General features: G+C 56.2%; 25 protein-coding genes. 1 reads left to right on the plus strand and 24 read right to left on the minus strand.

Going from position 1 to position 20132, the window contains the following annotated elements; translation table 11 throughout:
- Positions 1-6 precede the first annotated feature (6 nt).
- The 24 genes from CIK76_RS04845 to CIK76_RS04975 all read right to left on the minus strand — a co-directional run bounded on the left by CIK76_RS04845 (position 7) and on the right by CIK76_RS04975 (position 19395).
- Positions 7-2649 (minus strand): phage tail spike protein, encoded by a 2643-nt coding sequence (locus CIK76_RS04845; protein WP_141393462.1) that lies wholly within the window; start codon positions 2647-2649, stop codon positions 7-9.
- A gap of 9 nt (positions 2650-2658) precedes the next feature.
- Positions 2659-3426: a hypothetical protein gene (locus tag CIK76_RS04850; RefSeq protein WP_096284012.1), complete on the minus strand. Its 768-nt coding sequence runs from the start codon at positions 3424-3426 to the stop codon at positions 2659-2661.
- Positions 3423-5768: a phage tail tape measure protein gene (locus CIK76_RS04855; RefSeq protein ID WP_096284014.1), complete on the minus strand. Its 2346-nt coding sequence runs from the start codon at positions 5766-5768 to the stop codon at positions 3423-3425. The genes CIK76_RS04850 and CIK76_RS04855 overlap by 4 nt, the downstream gene beginning before the upstream one ends.
- Before the next feature lie 38 nt (positions 5769-5806).
- Positions 5807-6073, minus strand: coding sequence for a hypothetical protein (locus CIK76_RS04860; protein WP_096257683.1), 267 nt, complete (start codon positions 6071-6073; stop codon positions 5807-5809).
- A 95-nt stretch (positions 6074-6168) separates the two neighbouring features.
- Entirely contained in the window at positions 6169-6558 is a 390-nt protein-coding gene (locus CIK76_RS04865) for a hypothetical protein (RefSeq protein WP_096257681.1), read from the minus strand.
- 99 nt (positions 6559-6657) lie between these two features.
- On the minus strand, positions 6658-7239 hold the full coding sequence (locus CIK76_RS04870; RefSeq protein WP_096284016.1) for a hypothetical protein: 582 nt from the start codon (positions 7237-7239) through the stop codon (positions 6658-6660).
- Between the two features lie 91 nt (positions 7240-7330).
- The gene (locus tag CIK76_RS04875; protein ID WP_096257677.1) at positions 7331-7708 is read right to left on the minus strand and encodes a hypothetical protein; all 378 of its coding nucleotides are present in this window, start codon (positions 7706-7708) and stop codon (positions 7331-7333) included.
- Entirely contained in the window at positions 7708-7956 is a 249-nt protein-coding gene (locus tag CIK76_RS04880) for a hypothetical protein (RefSeq protein WP_096257675.1), read from the minus strand. The genes CIK76_RS04875 and CIK76_RS04880 overlap by 1 nt, the downstream gene beginning before the upstream one ends.
- A gap of 330 nt (positions 7957-8286) precedes the next feature.
- Positions 8287-8679 (minus strand): Gp19/Gp15/Gp42 family protein, encoded by a 393-nt coding sequence (locus CIK76_RS04890; protein WP_096284020.1) that lies wholly within the window; start codon positions 8677-8679, stop codon positions 8287-8289.
- A gap of 2 nt (positions 8680-8681) precedes the next feature.
- Complete coding sequence (locus CIK76_RS04895) at positions 8682-9095, minus strand: hypothetical protein (RefSeq protein WP_096284022.1); 414 nt, start codon at positions 9093-9095, stop codon at positions 8682-8684.
- A 77-nt stretch (positions 9096-9172) separates the two neighbouring features.
- Positions 9173-10195: a major capsid protein gene (locus CIK76_RS04900; protein ID WP_096257667.1), complete on the minus strand. Its 1023-nt coding sequence runs from the start codon at positions 10193-10195 to the stop codon at positions 9173-9175.
- A gap of 12 nt (positions 10196-10207) precedes the next feature.
- Positions 10208-10576, minus strand: a complete 369-nt coding sequence (locus CIK76_RS04905) for a K structural protein (RefSeq protein ID WP_096257665.1) — start codon at positions 10574-10576, stop codon at positions 10208-10210.
- A gap of 30 nt (positions 10577-10606) precedes the next feature.
- A complete protein-coding gene (locus CIK76_RS04910; RefSeq protein WP_141393463.1) occupies positions 10607-11251 on the minus strand; it encodes a hypothetical protein in 645 nt (214 codons plus the stop codon).
- Between the two features lie 94 nt (positions 11252-11345).
- Positions 11346-12008: a hypothetical protein gene (locus CIK76_RS04915; RefSeq protein WP_096257662.1), complete on the minus strand. Its 663-nt coding sequence runs from the start codon at positions 12006-12008 to the stop codon at positions 11346-11348.
- Positions 12008-13420 (minus strand): hypothetical protein, encoded by a 1413-nt coding sequence (locus CIK76_RS04920; protein WP_141393464.1) that lies wholly within the window; start codon positions 13418-13420, stop codon positions 12008-12010. The genes CIK76_RS04915 and CIK76_RS04920 overlap by 1 nt, the downstream gene beginning before the upstream one ends.
- A 15-nt stretch (positions 13421-13435) precedes the next feature.
- Positions 13436-14977: a hypothetical protein gene (locus tag CIK76_RS04925; protein WP_096284026.1), complete on the minus strand. Its 1542-nt coding sequence runs from the start codon at positions 14975-14977 to the stop codon at positions 13436-13438.
- 13 nt (positions 14978-14990) lie between these two features.
- Positions 14991-15455: a hypothetical protein gene (locus CIK76_RS04930; protein ID WP_096284028.1), complete on the minus strand. Its 465-nt coding sequence runs from the start codon at positions 15453-15455 to the stop codon at positions 14991-14993.
- Between the two features lie 450 nt (positions 15456-15905).
- Positions 15906-16247 (minus strand): hypothetical protein, encoded by a 342-nt coding sequence (locus CIK76_RS04940; protein WP_096284030.1) that lies wholly within the window; start codon positions 16245-16247, stop codon positions 15906-15908.
- 331 nt (positions 16248-16578) lie between these two features.
- Entirely contained in the window at positions 16579-17226 is a 648-nt protein-coding gene (locus CIK76_RS04950; protein WP_096284032.1) for a GIY-YIG nuclease family protein, read from the minus strand.
- A gap of 110 nt (positions 17227-17336) precedes the next feature.
- Positions 17337-18068, minus strand: coding sequence for a hypothetical protein (locus CIK76_RS04955; protein ID WP_096284034.1), 732 nt, complete (start codon positions 18066-18068; stop codon positions 17337-17339).
- Between the two features lie 166 nt (positions 18069-18234).
- Entirely contained in the window at positions 18235-18531 is a 297-nt protein-coding gene (locus CIK76_RS04960; RefSeq protein ID WP_096284036.1) for a hypothetical protein, read from the minus strand.
- Complete coding sequence (locus CIK76_RS04965) at positions 18518-18817, minus strand: hypothetical protein (protein WP_096284038.1); 300 nt, start codon at positions 18815-18817, stop codon at positions 18518-18520. The genes CIK76_RS04960 and CIK76_RS04965 overlap by 14 nt, the downstream gene beginning before the upstream one ends.
- A gap of 96 nt (positions 18818-18913) precedes the next feature.
- A complete protein-coding gene (locus tag CIK76_RS18990) occupies positions 18914-19138 on the minus strand; it encodes a hypothetical protein (RefSeq protein ID WP_141393465.1) in 225 nt (74 codons plus the stop codon).
- Complete coding sequence (locus CIK76_RS04975) at positions 19135-19395, minus strand: DNA cytosine methyltransferase (protein ID WP_255248351.1); 261 nt, start codon at positions 19393-19395, stop codon at positions 19135-19137. Before CIK76_RS04975 ends, CIK76_RS18990 begins: the two co-directional genes overlap by 4 nt.
- A 76-nt stretch (positions 19396-19471) precedes the next feature.
- On the opposite strand from CIK76_RS04975, the gene CIK76_RS18995 reads away from it, so the two are divergent.
- A complete protein-coding gene (locus CIK76_RS18995; RefSeq protein ID WP_141393466.1) occupies positions 19472-20131 on the plus strand; it encodes a hypothetical protein in 660 nt (219 codons plus the stop codon).
- Position 20132: the final 1 nt, after the last annotated feature.

Below are 20132 nucleotides of genomic sequence, written 5' to 3' on the forward strand. Positions count from 1 at the left end.
GACCTCCTAAGAAATTTCGATCTGGATAGTCTCAGACGTTCCATCCTCGTAAGTAACCACAGCTTCAACGCCAATGTCAGGAACAAAACCAGTCGGCCCCGTACTGCGCACGTCAAAACTGAAAGCATACGATTCGCGATTGTCCGGCGTGACCGTCTGCTCAATCCACCGCTCGCCCGGCCCGCTAAACATGACCGCTTGATCCCCCGTGCCTTCACCGTCCACGACTTCCGCGCCGAAGCTAGCCCAATGAGCCAGCCCGTTATCGAAACGCGCATTCAGTAGAAGGTTGAAAGGCACAAGGTCAAAAGCGCCTTGCCCCGTGCCCGTGGTAAGCAAGCCCGCGTCCGTGGATTCCGAAGAGCCTAATTCGCGAAGCTTGGCCGAGAGCGTGATGCCCGAGCGCCACGGCTTGATAATGTCGTACTCCAAACGCACAATGCGCTGCGTGTCCGAAATACCAATCTCTTCGTCAACTACCGTCACGAAATCGCCCGCATCGAACGCGTCAAGCTCGTTGCCTGTATCGGCAACCGTGACCTCGTATGAATACGACGGCTTCGAACGGTTTGCCAGGGTCGCGTTGGCCATTGCGAGCATCGTGTAAGGCGACGTGCCAGACTTGAAATCGTAAGTCGCCGAACGAACTTCTGACGTGTGCGAATAATCCTCCACATACGGCACACCGTTATTCACCGAGGCGATGGTTTGCCCGTCCGCGTTGCGCGCATAGATCCGGGTGATTAGCGAGGTTGTATCAATCACGCGCTTAGGATCGCTCAGACCCTTGCCGTAGAAGAACGCCACGCCGTTATCGCGGCCCGAATTCGTGACCAGTGAAACCCGATGATTGCGGTTATCAAACACCAAATCGCCGCCGTGATTCTTTTGAACCTCACGCAACAGGGCGAGCGGATTCGTGTTCTCAATCGAATACGTGCGCAAAGTCCGCACGTTCGCCACGTCCACAGACCAACCCGTGCCAGCCAACGCAATAGTCATCACGTCGCCCGCCGCCACCTGCCGAAACTCCTGCGCGTCAATCTGCCCCGCCGTCGCCAAATCATAAAATTCAGCCTCAGCATAAACGGACGTGTGAACCTTCCGGCCAGACCGCGCATCCGTGATACGCCGAATACGGTAACGCTCCCCCGCAACCTCAACGAATCGCTCGCTAGTCAACGTCGAAGCGTACTTATGAGTCGCGGGCAAAGTGAACTCAAACTTATGCTCGCCGTTCACCTCAGACGTGACCACAGCACCCAAAGAATCAATGATCACCGTCACCGGCACATCATCACCGTCATAAAGAATGATCGGCGCATGCGGATAATTCGGAGGCGCGCCAGCTTCCCACTCACGCGCCGTCACCGTCACCGTGAAAGTACGCGAAACCTTGCGCCCAATTTCATCAGTCAAAGTAACCGTCACTTGACCGTCGCCGACCTCGAAGCCCGAGGCCAAAGTAAGCACCGAACCTGAGATAGTCGCCGAAGCGACAGGCGGCGTGCTAATACTCCACGACGGCGCACCCTGATTAGAGAACACCAAAGGAATATTGACCAGGCCGCCCTGTTCCAAGGTCTGATTCGGGATAGCTTCAAGCGTCGGCGCTGGCTCGCTCGGAACGTCCACCGTGAAACCGCTGAACGACTGGCCAACCGTCATCGGCACAGTCCACCGCAACAGGCCATTCAACGCGGCGGGAAGCTGCGAGCCCGTCTGCCACGTCGCGCCAGCGTCAGTAGACCAATAAGGCGTAACCTCAGCCGGTGCGCCCGTCACGACAGGCTGAGCGCTCCACGAAACCCGCTCAGCACCCGTCGAAAGGGTGCCCGCAACTTGGGCGGTAATAGATGACTCGCTCAACGTGTAGCGTGTCCGATTCGCGTCCTTTTGCCCGTCTGCCCATTTGCCAAGAGCCACCGAATCAACGAACCCTGGCAGGTCGAAACTTGCCCCAGGGTGAGCTACTAGCGCTTCGTCAAAAACGCCCGTAGTCCAATACCCAGCAGACTGCAAAGCGTACACATCAAGATCAGCCGTCGAAGCCGGGTTAGGCGCACCAGCCAAGGCGCGCACAGGGCCGATCCAAGACGCGCCAGTATCTGCAAGCACGCTGAAAAGCTGCGAAGTCTGCGCACCATAATCAAGCAGCTGCCCAACAAACTGCCAACCGAGCGTCTGCACCCAAGGGGTATCCTCGTACTGGTCAAGCAAGCTAGCGCCAGTCGAGCTATACACCTGGTGACGCAACCGGCCACTAGCCGCCGTCGCCAAGTACGCAACCGGGCTAGAACCGCCTCGCGTAGACATGAGCGGAGAATGCGCCATGACGTAACTTTGACGCGTCCACAAGCCCATCAAGAGCTTTCCGCTGGACGGCCACAAGCCACTGAAATAAGGTAGCTTGAAACCGCCCTGATCAGTCGCCGGGTTTACCTGATTCAGACCCATCTGATAGCCCCACTGGCCCGCAACGTACCCATCATTCGCGCCGCCGACCACGCGTTGCCACATCCGCGAAGGGGTCACAGCATCCGCATAATCCAAGCCCGAAGCTGGCTCAATACGCTGCAACGCAACAGGATTCAAATCAGGGTAAGAAGTCGGAACCTCCCCAGACCACGAAAAACGGTTATCCCACAAAAGAGCCCCCTAAATCCTGCGCGCATTCGCATACAACCGACGCGAACCCGTAGGCGCGCCCGGCACCGAAACACTCACCGTCTGCCCCGGCGTAAGCGACGCACGGCGAAAATGACTCATGAAACGAACGATGCTGGCCAACCTCGCGCCCGTCGTCGCATCCTTTTGATAAAACTCCATCGCCTGATAATCCAAAACGTTCGTGCGCCCCGAAGTCGTAGCCGAAACCACAACCTCAAAGCCGCCAACCTTCACCGTCGCCTGAGCGCCAGATGGAAACTCAATCTGCGGATAAGCAACCGTATTTCCACGATCCAAAGTGAACGAAAGCGACGAAGCGAAACTAACCGGCACCTGTTCGGCCTCCATCGCCGCCGCATCGCCCACCGTCTCGAATGAAACATCAGCGCGCAACGTGAAGCTCTTACCGCGATGCCAGCCACAAGGGCGCCAGTCGATCTGGCCCGAAACCATGACTTCCCACCACTGCCATGCCGTATCCAGCTCGGCAATCAAGCTCTGCGCGCCACGGTGCGGGGCAATCAAGCCCACGAAATTATCGCGTCGCTCTGCAGCCTGTTCCGGCGTAGACCCCTCGATAAGAACGTCAAAAGTGAACGCCGTGTGAGACTGAGAAGCGCCGTAGAAATACCGCGCATCCCGGCCTTCTGTGTCCTCAGTTTCCAAAGACAACCCGCCGAGTGACGGCCACTCAGCAAGAGTCGCCGTCACCCCAGCCAGGCTATTTGTATCCACGCCACCGAAGATAAAACTCAACTCACCGGCCCCCCTAGACTTACTTTGCCGTTGGATCGGTTGGAATTGCTTCCCCGAGCGTAAAGACCCTGAGAAATGTCGCTAACTCCAATATCTGCCTGAACCTCAACCGGGCGCTCAGCCAACTTTTGAAGCGCGTAGATAATCCGATCAACGTCGCCGGAAGCCATGCCCCCGCCGCCGCCTTCCGGCACGTGCTGAGATAGCTTCGACAATGGAATGACAGCTTCCGGCCCGGCCTCGCCCACAACCGCAAGCGTCGGCTTCGTGACAACGCCACCCTTTGCCAACATAGGAATGTTCGGCACAGACCAGCCGCTGCCACCCACACCAGGAACCCAGTCCGGGATAGTAAAGCTGATCTTTCCGACCGTGTTATTCCAGAATCCGGCAATCGAATTGAACGCATTGCGGAACGGGGTCATGATCGCATCGCCGATTCGTCCAAAGATCCCTGAAACCGTGGATACGGCGCCAGAAAAGAAGCCCATAATTCCATCCCAAATATTCGAGACGGTGGTCTTCACGAAATTCCAGCCGCTAGACCAGATAGATTTGATCGTGTTCAGAATGTTTGAAATGTTCGTCTTGACGTTATTGATGTAAGTCTTGACGAATCCAACAATGCCTTCCCAGACTGACTTCGCTACGCTCTTGATGCCGTTCCAGACGCTTGACCAAATACTCTTGATCGCATTGATTACCGTCGAGATGACCAGCTTCACCGCATTGATGTAGCCCGTAACGAAAGCCACGATTCCAGCCCAAACCGCCGAAGCCACAGTCTTGATCGTGTTCCACACGCTCGACCACGTTGCGCTAATCGCTGAAACGACATTCGCAATAACAGTCTGCACGCCAGTGATCGCCGAACTAATGAAGCCGGTAATCGCATCCCAAACAGACTGCGCAAACGAAGATACCGCGCTCCAAACAGCAGACCACGTATCACTAATCCAAGTTAGCGTTGAACCGATAAAGTCACCGGCAACCTGAATCGAAGTCTGAATGAACCCCCAAACCGCATCCCAAATGGTCTGGAAAAACTCGGTTTGAGTCGCAAGGTAAACGATGCCAGCCACAAGGGCGACAAGGCCAAGGACAACCCATGTGATCGGGCTTGCCAGCAGGGCCGCGTTCGCCGCCCAAATGCTCGTAGTCCACGCCACAACAGCCGCAACCAGAGTCACACCGATAATTCCCGCCACAATGCCGAGAACCCACTGATTTTCACCCAGCCAGGCGCCGAACGCCTGAATGCTCGGCATCATGTCCGTCAGTGCCGTGGAAATGGTGCTAAAAATGCCCGAGGCCAACGGCTCTAGCGCCAGCGTCGCATTATTCTTGACCACATCCCATTGCTGGCCAAAGCTCATAGTTTCCTCAGCAGTGCCAAGGATCGTGTCCGCGGTCTGCCCTGCAGCCTTGCCAAGGTCATCCATGTTTATGGCGCCGGACTCCAACGCCCCGATGAACTGCGAGGCGCCGCGAGTACCGAACACCTCAGATGCCAAGTCCAGCGCGGCCGCCTTGTCGCCGGATTCAATAAATCCGCCAATCTCGCTTTGCACACGCTGGAACGCCTCGGCAGGCTCTTCGCCGTCCTTGGCAAGGTTGACAAGCCCCCGAGACATGGACGACATGACCTGAGTCGAGTTCAGGCCGGCCTTATCCAGCGAACCAATCAGCACAGCAGTCTCTTCGAAGCTGAACCCGAGCGCCTGAACAGCCGGAGCATTCTCGGATACCTGAGAAGCCAAGTCATTCATGCCAACGCCTGTAGCCTGGGATACCTGAAAAAGGTGATCCATCGACTTAGAAACGTCGTCGCCCTCGATCTTGAAAGCACTAAACGCCGCGGAAGTCTTGCCAACGTCCACGGCCTCACCGAGGATATTGCCCGCTTGCAGGTACTGCGCCGCGACGGTTTCCATCGTCTCGCCCGATAGGCCCATGCGGGTGTTGATATCGGCAACCGCCGTACCAATATCGCCGAACTCATTCGGTACCGTCTTGCCAACGTTCTTGGCAACCTGCACCAGACCTTCAAGGTCATCACCCGTCGCCCCAGTGCCGACGCGAATTGAGTTAGCCATTTGGTCGAACGTGTCGCCAATTTTCCACATGCCAGCAAACGCGCCTGTGACAGCCGCCGCCGCACCGAGCGCAACTAGGCCTTTTTTGAACGACCCGGAAAACTTGCCGCCCGCGCTCTTGCCCGCCTGCTCCCCCGCCTTATTCGCGCCGGGGGTCAAGACGTCGGCAATCGTTCCCTGCGCACCCTCCATCGACGGAATGAGATGGACGTAAGCCTGAGCAATATCAACGCCGCTACCAGCCATTTAGACCCCCTTCGGGCATAAAAAAAGACCCCAAAGGGTCAATTGGATTCCCACCAGTCATCGAACTGGCTAATCGGAATAGGGTCTTTGCCGAACGAGCGCGAACCGTTTTCAGCGCCGGGGCGGTCAATCGGCTTCGGATGCGGCGCATTTTTACGCCCTGCACGCTGCCAATTTCCCTCGGCGAGCATGTCGCCAATGAGCGCCAAGAGCTGCGCATTAACTTCACCGTTGGCCCAAGCGGCAACCTCTGGATGCATCGCACGCGCAATAGCCGAACCGGCCGGAGCATGACGCACAATCACCCAAAGGTCACGCCACGAGAGCTCAAAAGTGCCAAGATCATCTATGTGCTTCCCGAGAGTCAGCAGATGATACTCAATGGCCTCGCCATACTCCCTTAGGAGCTGGACGAGGCCGAAGATTCCCCCAACTCAATGTTGGAAACCCGGCCCCATTCCTGCATGACTTCCTGAATTTCGCCCTTAGTACCAGCGGCGTAGCAACCCGGCGCGTACTTCTCGAAAAGCTCACGCTGAATTCGAGACAACGACGCCAACATGTCGGGATCAAAATCATCAGGCAGAACCGGCTCTTCACCCGAAGCGCTCGCCAGCTCCTTGGCTTCCTGAATCTTCTTGATCATCGGCTGCGCAGTCGTCGCCGCTTCCTCTAAGCGCTCGGCCAAATCGGCGCTAATGTACTGGCGCAACGGAATGGAAAACTTCTTCTTGGAACCGGAGAGCTGAAACTCAAAAACGTTCTGCTTGAAACTAGGCTTGAAAACCATTTGCGGGAACACCTTTCAAAAATTTGGAATGGGAGCGCATTAGAAAAAGGGTGAGCCGGGGAGCGCTCCCGCATGAAGAAACCCCGGCCCACCAGCCTGTTAGGCGGAGAAAACCCCGTCATCGGTGTAGATGTGAACGTTGTATCCGTCCGCATCTGGGAACGTCTTTAGCGTGATCGGCCAAGTGATCGCGTTCGTCTTCGTGAACGCAACTTCGCCCTGCTCAGACACCTGGCCGTCAGGCACCACAATCAGCACCTTGGCTTTGCCGTCCTTGACGCGGAACTGCCACGGCTTACGCGGCATATCCGTAGCGCCCATGGAAGCCTTGATGATGCGGCCCGTGCTGTCAGTTGCCGGGGTGACCTTCACATTGTCGTCGCCGAAGTAGTTCTTCAACGCCGCTTCGTTCGTCTCCAAATGAGCCCACGCCAGAGTGCCGTTGAATTCCTCCAAGATTTCCTTGATGGTCGCACCCGACCAGTCTTTGATCCCGGTCATTGACCGTTCGGGGGTCAGCGTGAGTCCGTCCTCGGAGATATACCCCGAGTCTTCCCAATCGGCCCCGGCCGCCTCTCCCGGCGCAGTCGGCAGAACAGCTTCTGGGCCACCCGAAAGGATCGCCCCGGTGGTTGCCTGATCCGGCCCACCTACAAGAACATTCTTGGCATCAATAGCCATGGTTATTACCCCTTCCGGGCATTAAAGAACAACGCCACGCACCGCAATTTGGTACGTGGCATAAAAACGTGAGTGAGTTGGAGCGCGAGGGCTAAGCGATCACCGCATGATGGACATGGATAGCCGCATTGAACTGATACCGAAACAGGGTCGGCTTGTCAGGATGCGGAAGATTGACCGGAAGGTTTGCTTCCACCTCGTAGAACTGCACCCCATCAAGAAAAAGACCGTCCAAGCCCTTGACTAGCCCCCACACCCGTTGCGCCAGCTTGATCGCTAAAGCCTCGCGCTCGCCGTAGCAGTCAAAGACCAGCCTCGGGCGACCGGACACCAGCGTTGCTTCGGGGCCACCCAAAGAGAAAGCGACCAAAAAATTCTTGTCGTTCGTCATCTTTGAAGAAACGGGTACGCCCGCCAGCGGTTTCAGGTACTCGCGCACCAGGTACTCAACATCGGCAGGAGCTTGCATTAGCCGCCACCAAGTGCGCGCAACAGTGTCGCGTTGCGTGCATTGTCGATAGCGGCCTCTGTCGTCTCTGTGCCAATGAAGACACGGGCGCGAGTCTGCCCCCGAGTTCCTGCCACGGCTTCATAGCCCGGCCCGGCGCGGTTGGCGATCTTCTGCCCTTCACTCATAAGTAGGCTGGCAACAGCCGGGTCATTGAGTAGCGCCCGAGCGCCCGCGCTTTTCAGCTTGACCTTGATTTTTCTAGCCATCACGCCTCCGCAATCGAATTCGAACGTGGTCAGTACGCAAGCCGTAAATCCACGACTCAGGCTCGCCAAGTAGCACGAACTGACCGTCAGTAACGGGAAGCTCAACCCTTGCGCGACGTGGCACCATGGCAGTCTCGGGAAGGTAGACCGTGAAGTCAGCGACCACACCATCAGCATGCTCAAAGTCGCGGCCACCGTTCCCCGGCTGCACAGAACACCCATCAATCGGCGTGCGCGTCGGAACCGTCCAGCTCTCCACCGTCTCTCCGCGCTCCACAATCTCTTCGGGCATGAGCACGACAACAGTCTGGTTAGCGAATCGGGGCAACATTACGGCAACCCCGGAACGATCATGAACGCCTTGCGGCCACTCTTCCCGCTACCCAAAAGCGCCTTGTCATCCTTCGTCAGATACAAGTTGCCGTTCGGGTTGCTAAACGAAAGGCCAGTGCTCACACCGCCCGCGGTTTCGTTGCGCGATGCCACGCCCTCAACATCGTTGATAGCTGCGAGCAAGGCACGCTTGACCATTCGGCAAACAATGAGCTTGGGAACTTCCGCGTCAAGCTTCCCTGTCGAAATTCGCCCGTCAATTCCGGGGTAAAGCTGCCGAAGGACAATCGAAGACTCTTTGAGCTTCTGATCCCCCTCGGCGTCATATTCGGTCGGCATGCCCGGCCAGTGAGAGCGCAAGTCTTCAATAGTTGCGAATGGTACGGCCATGCTTAGACCTGCTTACGCGGGCGCCCACGCTTAGGCGTTGCGGGCTTAGTGAAGTCTGGCTCGCCCGATTCCTCAGCGGTAGCGTTTTCGTCGCTCTCCGCCGATTCTGCGCCCTCGCCTTCGGCAGGGTCAGACTTATCCTTCTGATCCTGCTCGGCCGCCGTGCGAGCCTCTGCAAGAATGGCCTCAGCATCCACCTGGGCTTTGGCGATGATGCCCGCCGCGTCATTTTCAGCGCGAGCGATGACTAGCGCGGCCTGATCCTCGGTAGGGTCGGCAACAATCTCCACGGCAACGGGGTTTGGCGCGGGTTGCTTGCCAGTCGCCCAATCAGGCAACTCTTCACCCGGTTTGAATTCATGAAGGCGGCCAGAGACGTCCAAAGCGGACGCATGGCCAAGAGAAATGATCCCCATTACGGGAACCTCCTAAAAGAATAAGGAAACGCCACTAGGCCGCCTGAATATTCAGACGGCCTAGTGAAATCTCATGCTTAGGTGAGAGCCAGACCCGAAAGGGTCAGGTTTGCGTTCGGCACAACCGGCAACGCGATAGCAGATGCCTTAGTCCACTGCGCCACCGGGTCGTTATCCGAGTACGAACCAACCACGATGCCCGGCGCCTCGGTCGAGTCGATGCCGTAGTTCTCGTCCAGCGCCTCAGCAGTGACACCCCACAGGGTTTCGCCGAGCTTCTTACCGGCAGGCGGCAAGAACAGGATGCGCTTTGGGTCGAGGATGGACTGAGCAACCCCTTCTTCTACCTCCACCTGCGCATCGTAAGTTACGAGCGTCGGCAGTCGGAACGAAGCCAGCAGGGCATTCAAGGCATCAATGGTGACGATGTTCTGAGTCGAACCGGCAGGTAGGACATACCCGCGGATAGCGCTGTTTCGCATCAGAACGGAAACCAGCTGCTCGGAGGCCAACATTTCGGCCGGGCGCACGCCGTTGGTCGCGACGTACACACCGACCCATGCCAGTAGGTCGTTGATCGGGTCGGAATCGGCCTGATCCCAGCGAATGATCGCGGTCTGCGAGTGATTCGCTGCGCGCCCGAAGTCGGCTTCGAGAGCGAGCCCGTTCTCAGACACCGTAACCGAGCCATTCATCAGCGCGTCGCCGCGGGCAATTTCGAGTCGGGCCTTAATTGCCGTTGCCAGCTCAACCGCGTCATTCAAGATTGCATTCTTGATACCTTCATCAAGCTTGCGCATCTTTAGGCGGTCGTACTCACCGAGGCGGCGCTTCTCCGAAATTGGAGGAAGCTCACCGTGGATGCGAGAAATTCCGCGACGCCCGGAAATGGGCGATTCCGTGTCATACGAACGGTACGATGCCGCACGCGACAAGCCACCGCCACCAACCGACGCACGGAAATCAATATCATCCGTTGGCACGTCTGGAAGGTACGCGGACAGGCCGAACGCATTCTGCGGAAGGTCGGCCAAAGCCGAGCGGACATAACCAGTCAGCTCAGTAGGAGTGATGTAATCACTCGAAAGAACAAGCGACATAAGATTGCCTCCTTAGGCGAAGATGATTCGACCGGAGGCAGTAGCCTGCCCGGCTTCGTCAACGGATACGGGAAGCTTGGCTGCCTTTACGCGGCCATGCTCAAGAATTGCGCCACCAACCGGCGTTGCCGGATCGGCAGGAGCCTTAACCGTGGTGAACAGGAAGCCAGCAAGGTCGGCAAGCTCGGTCCAAAGGACATACGTCTCGCCAGACTTAGCCAGCGGCAGGCCAGACTTCAGCCAACCGTCCGGGTAATGAGTGTCCTTGGTGAATGTCGAAACGTCCAAGGTAATGGTCTGCGCAGCATTAGTGCCATGGGCAGAGCCGAGCCAAGACTGATCGTCCTGGCCGAAGGATTCACGCTTGATAGTGAGATCCACGATTCCCTCCTAAAGGGGTAAAAGAATTGATTATTTCTTGCGGCTTTCGTAGAGGTCGCGCCCAGCGTCCAAAGACCCTGCGGGCGTGCCTTTGCCCGACGCGCCTACACGTCGATTCACTCGGTTTCGTGCGTCCTTTGCGAGTCGCTCAGCGAGCTTCGTGCGCTTCTCCTCATCGGAGATTGAAGCCAACAATTCAACATCGGCTTCGTCAACAATTCCGTGAGTCGCTGCCAACGTAGAAACCTGAGCTTCGGCTTTCAACGAGGCAATCTCAGCGTCTTTAGTAGCAATCACCGCGTCTCGCTCAGATACGGATTCGGTCAGCGTCTCGTTCTCAGTGCGCAACGTATTTCGTTCGTCGCGAGCCTTGCGAAGATCGGCCAGAACGGCTTTCTTCGATTCGCCCGATTTGAATTCGTCGTCGGACTTATCCGCGTCCGCATCTTCACCGGCCGCGTCCTCGCCTTTGCCTTCCGAATCCTTGTCGCCGGATTCCTTCGACTTGTCTTCGTCCGGCGCTTGCCCCTCGGATTCTTTCAAGTCCGTAGCATCGTCGGATTCGTTCGATTTGTCGGAATCGTCCGAACCAGTGCCGTCGTTACCTTCAAGGAACCGTGCGCCCTGCATGCCCATCGCGGACATGTAATACGGCAACGGCTCATAAGTTGGCATGACAGATTTCAGCATTGCTACCTCCACATTTTGTTTGCCGTCTCGGCGGTTGAACCCGGCACCATCTAGGGCGGGAAAATAAAATTACGGGCGATCAGGCGCCCTGACGCTCGGCGAGCAGTTTTTCTGGGTCATACCCGTACTCGACGCGTGCGCGGGTTTCTTCCCACACCGGCATCGCATGGCACCGGCAGCCGCCGTGAAAGCGGGTCATCTCACCGTCTGCGCCCTGAGTTTGATCGACAGTGCCGCGAGAGTAAACGAATCCACGACTGGCAAGCATCAGGCAGAAATCGCAAGCACCAGGCTCAGGTACGCGAGCAAATGCCGCACCGTCACGAGCAGAGTTATTCCACACCGTGTTATGCCCCGGCGCCAACGAGTATTCGTTAGCGATCAGCAACATAAAGTCCGCGAATTCCGAAGTCTGGCCAGTGAACAGGTGACCGGCCTCGCGAGTTGCGAAACCAATCCGGGCGTTCACCTGTTCGATCGGCAACGGCGGGGCTAGCACTGATCGAAACGGGCCAGGCAGGCCATTGGCTGCGCGAAATCCTTCGAACCATTCAGCCGCCGCCGTTGCAGAAACATCGCCCCACCGCTCAATCAAGGGTGGAACAAGTTCAAACAACGCCGCACGAGCCGAAACCGGATTATCCAAATCGATACGCGCCAAAATTCGACGCAAATCAGCCGCAACCCGACGCGAAATGTCGTCATTCGCGGCAGGTAAGCGGTTAAGGACAGCCCGTGACATTACGAATCCTCAGGAGCACTAGGTGCCGGAGGGCGTTCGCCGGTCACGTCGCCGCCAACGAGGCGATCTAAGACCGAACCAGCGTTCGACTTCCGCATGTATGCCGTGTTGCGCTTGATCTGATCATCAGACAAGCCGTAAAGCTCCATAGCAAGTTCAGGATCACCATCAGGGAACGCTTGAACATACTTCAACGCCGCATCGGAACGGGCCGCGACAGTAGGCGTACCAGGATCAGCGAAACGAATCGACAGGCCACGAGTGACACGCTCAATCGCCGCGAACGATGTTGCACGCTTTACCGCTAGAACCTTGCGCGCAAGATTCAGCATCGCCGATTCGTAGGAAAGCTCAATCTGATACTCGATCAGCGAGAGCATGTCGGCCTCGGCTGCTCGAATAGCATCGGCCGAGGCGGGCTGATTCTCCTGAATGCCCAAATAGCTCATAGGCATCGAAGTTTCCGAGGAAACTTGCAAACCAATTGACTTGAACATCTCAGAATGCGGTTGCATCGAAGCCTGAGAAAGCTGTTGCAACTGCGCCCGAACTAGCTTGCCCTCTTCGTCATCCCACACGTCAGGCAAAGCCCACACGCCGCCCGTGATCGCCTTCCACAAGTCGATTCGGTTGCCGCTTTCATCGGTGAAGTGCTCTTCGCTCGCGCCAAGCAAAGCCCGTTGCGGAGCAGAGAAGAATTCAGCCGTGACTTCCATGCGTAGCAGGGTGCGCACGCCGCGTTCCATTGCGCCAATCAGCGGGCGGGTGATGCGCGAACGCCCGAACGGGCGGTCAACATCCCAATCCCAAACGAACGGCTCACAGCCAACCACGTCATGGCCTTGGCGCGCTTCATCGACGACAACCCATCGACCATCGACGCGATCAATCGCCAAAATCCAACCGGGAACGTGCATATTCACGCTGTTGCCGCTCACTACTTCAAGAGCCGCTGTCACGATGCCCGTGCGCGAGTCTTGAATGCAAGTAGCTTGCATGGCGGTTCGCACAGCGATGATAACCTCAGGGTCACCAGCACTAGTGTCACCGCTCGCGGTGAAGACGAACGCCGGGCCATGCCTCAAAGATGACTTGATAGCGCCACGCAAAGAACGCGACACATAGCGCCCGTCGAAAACCTCTTGCAGTTCGTCAAGCTCAGTTCCATTACCGGGAAGGCGGAAACCCTCAGGGCGAATGCGCGAACTAGGAACCGATACGGTTTTCTCGCCCCAGCCGAGCGGTGTCTGGAAATCCACCATATGAGGCGGAACCGAAAACCCGACCCGATCCAACCGGCGCTTAGAATCATGCAAGTTCCGGCGCAACTGATTACGTGGCGAGCGTTGCCGAATGGTGCGCAGCATCTCTTCAAACTTCGATCGCTCCGAAGCGTCTAGTTCACGTAGCACACGCACCACCTCCAATCACAAAACCACCGCATGACGCTTCCGCGAAGAGCCACCATCAGGGCCACCGCTAGAACGCTTACGACGACCAAATTTGACCGAACCATAAAGCGCGCAAGTCGCGGCCATAGTCGGCATAAGATCAACTTCCAAATCCGAGCGATTCCATTTGAAAGAACCCGGTCGATTCTTGATCGGCTCTTTCACTGTGGATTTCATAGACACAAAGAAATGCTCTTGCTCAACAAACCACGTAATCGAACGCTCACGCTTTACCGCGTGATAAAGCTGCCCGCAAGCCTGAATGAATTCGTTCGTGTCAAGAATTCGAACGGTAAGACCCCGCTTTTTCAGCGGCGCTTCGAGCAAGTCACGCGCCGGGCTGAAAGCATCCATAACCACAGGAACGCGCCTTTTGCACCGCTCCCAAAGCCAATTGACAAGAGCGGAAATACCCTCTTCGCTAAATGGCGAGTTCGCCGCAAGCTCTAAGTGGGTTTTCGTATCCCCTGGCACGGCCGCGCAAATTGAAACCTTCCTTTTCTCGGGATTCATATCAACCCCAAACGCGGACACCGGCAAATCATGGTCGAGTTCATCGGCGCCAACCTGCAGCGCCTTCAAAACCTTTTCAGAGAACGCAAGTTCCAACACCTCGGCGGGCGAAGGGAACATGTTCAGGCGCTCGCGAGCAAACGACTTAGCAGACCACCGTTCCATCTCGCCTTCAATCGTGGACTCGGCTAAACGAATCCCGAGCGCCGGGTTACCCTCAGCCCAATTGCGACGGTCGCGAACGAAAGCTTGCAATTCAATCTCGGTCATCTTGTCGAGCTCGCCTTGTGGCGAATGCTCAACCCATGCCGTGCGCTTCGAACGGCCCGTAACCGCTGCAGAGCGAACGCGAATGAACGGTTCGCCGCGCTCCCCCACAACCTTCGGAGGCGTGCCCATATAAACGGTCACCGGGTCACCCGAAGGTGAAGCCGAAGTAGTAGGCTCTAGCGCTTCCTGTTCATCCTCTTCATATTCCTGCGCTTCATCAACGATCAGGAAATCAAAAGAGGAACCACGGCCAGCGCCGCCCGTGCGAGCTCCGAGCTCAATAAGTCCACCGTTCGAAAGCTCGATTGCTTCCTGCCCGTTGGTCTTTCGAATCTCGACAACCATTTGGTTTAGCTCGGGGTACTTCGCGTTAGGGTCATTCACCTTGCGCCCGAAGAACTGCATTAGGCGCTTGAACGCCTTGCGCGCCGAGGTGAGCAAATGCGAGGTGTGCAAAATCTTGTACCCCATCATGACAAGCAAATAAAGCTCTACAGCCTCAAGCGCGCCATTCTTGCCATTCTGCCGAGCAACTGACAAGCCCCAAGTGGAAGCCGCCCAGCGCCCCTCGGGGGTCATGCGGAACCAAATGCGAACCGTATTCGCTTGCCACTCATCAAGAGTCAAGCCATAAGCCGCGGCAAGGTCGATACAAGCCTCAGCGTGAACCGTCGAAACGTTCGGGCACTTCGGCGAAATCTGATAGCGCGCAACCTGAGAGCCAACCAAAGACAAGGAGCATCACCTCTTAGCCGTTCTGAGCCGCCACGCGGGCACGCATCTTATCCAGCGCCGTAACGCCTGTCGGAAGCGGGGCCGCGGGTGCGCCCTTCGTTGCCGTAGCCGTCAAGCCGTAGCGAGAAATCTTTTCAATCAAAGTCGCGAACGCCGTTTGCTGCTGCCGGGCCTCGCTGAGAACATTCTGGAATTTGACCTCAACCGTGAAGGGCTCGCCGTCATCCTCGGGGAAATCAAGCCGGAACTGCATCAATTCCAAGACGCCTTTGCCCTGAATAATGTTGTCCAACTCGTTCAGCCGGTCAGCCGTTCGGGCCGCCTCCAAAACCAAAGCATCGCGACCAACCTCGCCCGTTTTCAGAGCCTCCCAAAGCTCTTGACCGCGCTCACCTAAACCGAAAACATCCATGCCGAGAACCTCCAAAAAGACCAAAAGGCCAAAAATAAAGAAATCCCTAGTCAGCCTGACAATCAAGCTCGGGGGGATATTTTCGCTATGCCAGGTGGGGCGGGGCTGGGGTGGGGCAGGAACCTCCTACCCCCTACCCTTCAGGCTGTGGATATGTGGATATGTGGATAACTGTGAATAACTTATGCACATTTGGGGATAACGGGGTTTACCATTTTCGGCTTGTCCGTAGTGGCTTGTTTGCCATTACGGTTTTGACCTTTGGTGCTTGCCGGTTTCCTTTGCTGATGTTGCATGTTCGGCAGATGACGATCAGGTTCGAGGGGTGATCGCTTCCGCCTTTTGAGTATGGGATCATGTGCTCGACTTGTGCGCCGTTGAATGCTCGCCGGTCTTTGTAGTTGAGGCGTTGCTTGCAGTAGAGGCAGTTGGTTTGGCCTCGGTCTTGTGCGTCGCGTATGACTAGGCGTGCGGTGTTGAGCCATGCGGTTGTGCCGGTGCGTGAGGTTGCCATGCTTAGGCTCGCGTGAGGATTGGCCCGTTGGTTGTGTCCAGCGCCGGGATTAGGTGGAAGGCGTCTTCCTCGGTCATGCCTCGGCCTTGGATGATTGCTAGGCCTAGGTTCTCGCCTCTGAGGTTGCGAGCCTGGCGGGGGAAGAGGATTCTCGCGCCGTTGGTGAGCGTTATGGATTCTTGCCCGTTCATCATTCGAACGCGGTCTACTATCTCGACGGGTAGCAGGTCTGTGAGCTGGCGAATGATGGCCGTTAGTGCTTTGTGGGATTCGGGGATGATCGCGATGTTTCGGCCTGATGCGATTTCGTGCAGCATCGCGTCAATGCATGGCTGGCTGAGCATTTCGTTTTCCCCTTTATCTAAGTAGGTTCTCGGCAGGGCGAACCGCTATCGCAAGGAGTAAATAGCGTTTGTGGTGTCCGTCCTTTACGCCTCGGTCGCCCACATGGAAGGCGCGGAGGTTGTCGCTTGACCGAGAAGTGTAGTGACGGCGTTGACTCACCCTACTCGCATACGAGGTTTTGTTAGGGGGCGCGCCACTGAGCGCCAAAGTTCGGATTTGAACCGAAAACCTACCGCTTACAAGGCGGTTGCTCTGCCGTTGAGCTACAAGGGCATTAACGCAAAAAAGGCGATCACCTTCAAACAGTGATCGCCTTTCTATACGTTTATCTCAAGCAGCAACTAACCGGTGCTGCTTGAAGTCTTGTTTCGCTTGGTTGATGTGTTCGATCAGGTCTTGGCCTTGATTGAACCATTCTCGACCGTTTGCGAGGTGGTGCAAGAATTTGTGGTGCATCTGGCGTTCAACTTTGAGCGTGCCTGGATGCGTTGCGAGAAGTATTGAGTGCGGCGGGTATGCCTTGAGTCGTTCTTCGACGCTTCGGGTGTAACCGATTTTGATCAGTTCGCCGACGAGTAGGTAGTAGATGAAACCGGCTTCGATTGAAGTTTGGTTCTTCCATCGTTCGGCGTTCTTGGCCGCGGTTTCTCGTTCTCGTTGTCGGTCTTCTTCTTCCCATTCGATCAGCTGTTGGCGGGCACGCTTCCTGGCTTCGCTTTCAGTTTTTTCGTTCTTGAGAGCTTCGAATGCGATCCATGCGTGATCTTCGCACATTGGGAGGCTTAGGAAGCCTCCGTTGAATTTGCAGCCTTCGAATCCGCAGATGCCAACGAGTTGATTCTTGTGAACTTCGTAGCCGTAGGGCGAGACTTGTTTGGGGCGATAGTTGCGCGCTAACTTCGAAATCTTTCGTAAGTTGCGGTCTTCTTGGGAGAGTGGTTTACTTTCCATGTTGATCTGCTTTCTCAGATTAACCATTCCCCGAACTGTTGACGCAGTTGCGGGGCTTTAATTTTTTAGGAGCTGGGCGAAAGTTTTTACACTTATGCCCAGCTCCTACACGCTAATTTACATTAGTTCGTCGCAAATTAAAAGTTTGTCGCTCTTCTGCTTTCGCCGACGTGTCGGTAGTGAATTTTGAGTATGTCGGCGATGTTGTAGGTAGGGTGTTCGCGCTTGCTTCGATTTGGGTTTGTTGGCTCTAGTTTTCCTTCTCTCGCCCAGTTGCGCACGTCGGTTGATTTGATGCTGAGGTTTGCGTTTTCGCGTATCCATTTGAGCGCGTGCCTGGTTTGCATGTTTTCGGGCGTTGCTCGGTGGATGCGAAATTGGGTCATTGCTTCGGTTTGTTCGTAGTAGTTTTCGCAGTCTTCGCATACTCCTGAGTCCGCTTCTCCGGCTTCCGGTTTGGGGTTTTCGGTTACTACTTTGCCGCCGCAGGTGCATGTGGTGATGACGCGGATTTCTGGCGGGTTGTCGATGCAGCTGTTGGCGTTGTCTATTAGCTGCTTGAGTTCGGGGAGAAAGTTGCCGGCGCGTTGGTCTTTGGCGAGGCTTTCGGCGTTGGCGTGTGTCCATAGTCCGAGTGCTTGGCGTAGTTCTAGCGCGCCGTAGCGTAGTGGCATTGCTGATCCAGTAGAAAGCCCCCCGCCGCCTTCGTGGCGTTGGGGGGCTGTCTTGTCGAGTTTTGCCATTGTGGTGAACAGGTCATCGAGTAGTTCGGGTACTTTGTCGAGCCAGGCTTGCAGGTCGCTTGTGCATTGTCCGCATAGGTAGAGGTTGGTGGGGTTTGCGCAGTCCTCGCCGGTGCATGTGGTCATTGGGTCTTCTCCCGTCCGTCAAGTGAGTGATGGGTGTGTAGCCAGCGGTCGCCGGCTGGATGGTGGATGACTTCACTGATGGGGCCACAGACGCATGAGTCTTGGTTTTCGGTGCCATGCTCGGTTAGGTCGTTGTCCGGGTAGACGTGCCAGTGTCGTTGGTCGCTCACTTGGCTGGCCCTACTAGCGCGTATTCGGACTGCATGCGGTTCGCCTCTGTCTCGGCGATTACGCGCATAAGGCCGGGTAGCACTTCACGCACTGCGTCTAAGTAGGCTTGCACTAGCCCGTTAACCGCGCCCGTGAACGCCTTGGCATGTTGGTTCACTGCGTACCAGGGGTTGAGCTCTCGGCGCTGCTGGTTGGCCTGTTCGAGTGCTTTGCGCATGTAGAGCTTGGCGAGGTTTGGTTGCCCGGTTTCGATGGCTCGTCGGGCGCGGGTGATCAGTTCATCGGTAGTCATCGGGGTTGCCTCCTGTGATTTCGTGGATTCGGTCTATGGCACGGGCGGTGGATTCGGGTGCTCTGGAGTGCATCTTGTATCCGCGGATGCCGCTTATGGTTATTTCGGTTTGCCGGTCGATGGGCATAGGTCTGACGATCATGCCGTCATGCCATCGTTTAAATTCGGTGTTGGTTTCGAACTGAATTTCAGCGGTCGGGCTTTCGGTGTAGAACATGATCTGTTCACCGTCTTCCATCTCGACGGCTAAACCAATGCGCTTGATACGTCGCGGGTCGTGGATCATGCGGTTGGCTCCGTCCAGGTTGCTTTGATTGTGGTCGCTCGGTAGCCAGATTCGCGGGGGTCGCGTCGGTCGCCTTGTTGGTGGCTGAATGAGATTTCAGCGCCAGCGGGAACGCCGGTTAGAAACTCTTGCATTTCGGTGGCTGTGAGCATTGCGGTTACGGTCATTGAGGCGCTGCGGGTGATGTTTGCCATTTGGGGTTATTGCCTTTCGGTTGAGCGTGTGCGTGATTGCGCAGTCGTTGAATGCTTGCCGGGAGAATTCGCGCATCATGCGTTCGGCGGTTATTAGTTCGTCGATGATGCTGTAAATGTGGATCACGGTTTGCGCCCTTTGGCTACCGAGTGGTTGGTGCACTCTGGCGAGGCCCAGAGGATATCTGAGCTGGAAATGTAGCGGGGGTCAGTGACTTGGATATCGGCGAGAACGTGGTCTGTTGCTGGATGGTTGAGGCTGTGCGTTTCGATTGCGCGTTCCCAGTGGTTCATCGCGGTCTTCACGGTTACGCCTGGAATCTCTAGTAGGCCGGTGGATGATCCTCCTGCGCCGCAAAACATGTCGGTGATTGTGATGCTCAATTTGTTGTCTCCTAGGTATAAGAAAAGTCGCCGACATGTTTGGGCATGTTGACGACTCGTTGGTATTGATTGACTTATGAATATTGGTTCTCTAATTCCGTGGCCGCTGAATGCGGACCTAACTGACTTCTGGGTTTTGTGGGCAACTGTGTTTACCGCAATTGGAACTGTGGTTCTTGCGGTATTCGCAGTCTTCGCTTGGAAATCAGCCAAGGAGACTCTGCGTTCCCAGCAAGTAAGCGAACAGCTTTCAGCCGCATCACGATATGTCGCTGCTCTTTACGCTTTGGCCCGGGTAAGCGGTTCCACCCCCGCACAGTTCACGCCTCCGTCTACAGGAAACATCCATGTGGATTTCGCTCTCCGAGACGGGCAATACAGCTCATACGTTGATCATCTCGTTGACGATGTGGAAGTCAACGGCGGGTTGTGGCGTGCATACCATTCTGAATCTGCCGCGATCTTAGCTCCTTTGATACATGGCGAAGCAATGCTGATCGAGGCTCAGTCTTGGTGGAAGAATCCTGAAGAGAAACTCAGCAATTACCGCAACGATCAATTCCAACTGAACGCCAAGTACGGTCGTGATTTTGCTCGGCTCATCTTCGACTGGCAAGTGCGCGAAGATGAGCGTAAAAGCCTCAGTGCACTAGTCGAACAGGAAGTAGCTAGCTTCATTGAAAAATCTCCGTGCAACCCAGGCAAGGCTACTGAATCCGGGATCCCTAGCTCGTAGT

This window comes from Glutamicibacter sp. BW80 (assembly GCF_002332385.1).
Classification (GTDB): Bacteria; Actinomycetota; Actinomycetes; order Actinomycetales; family Micrococcaceae; genus Glutamicibacter.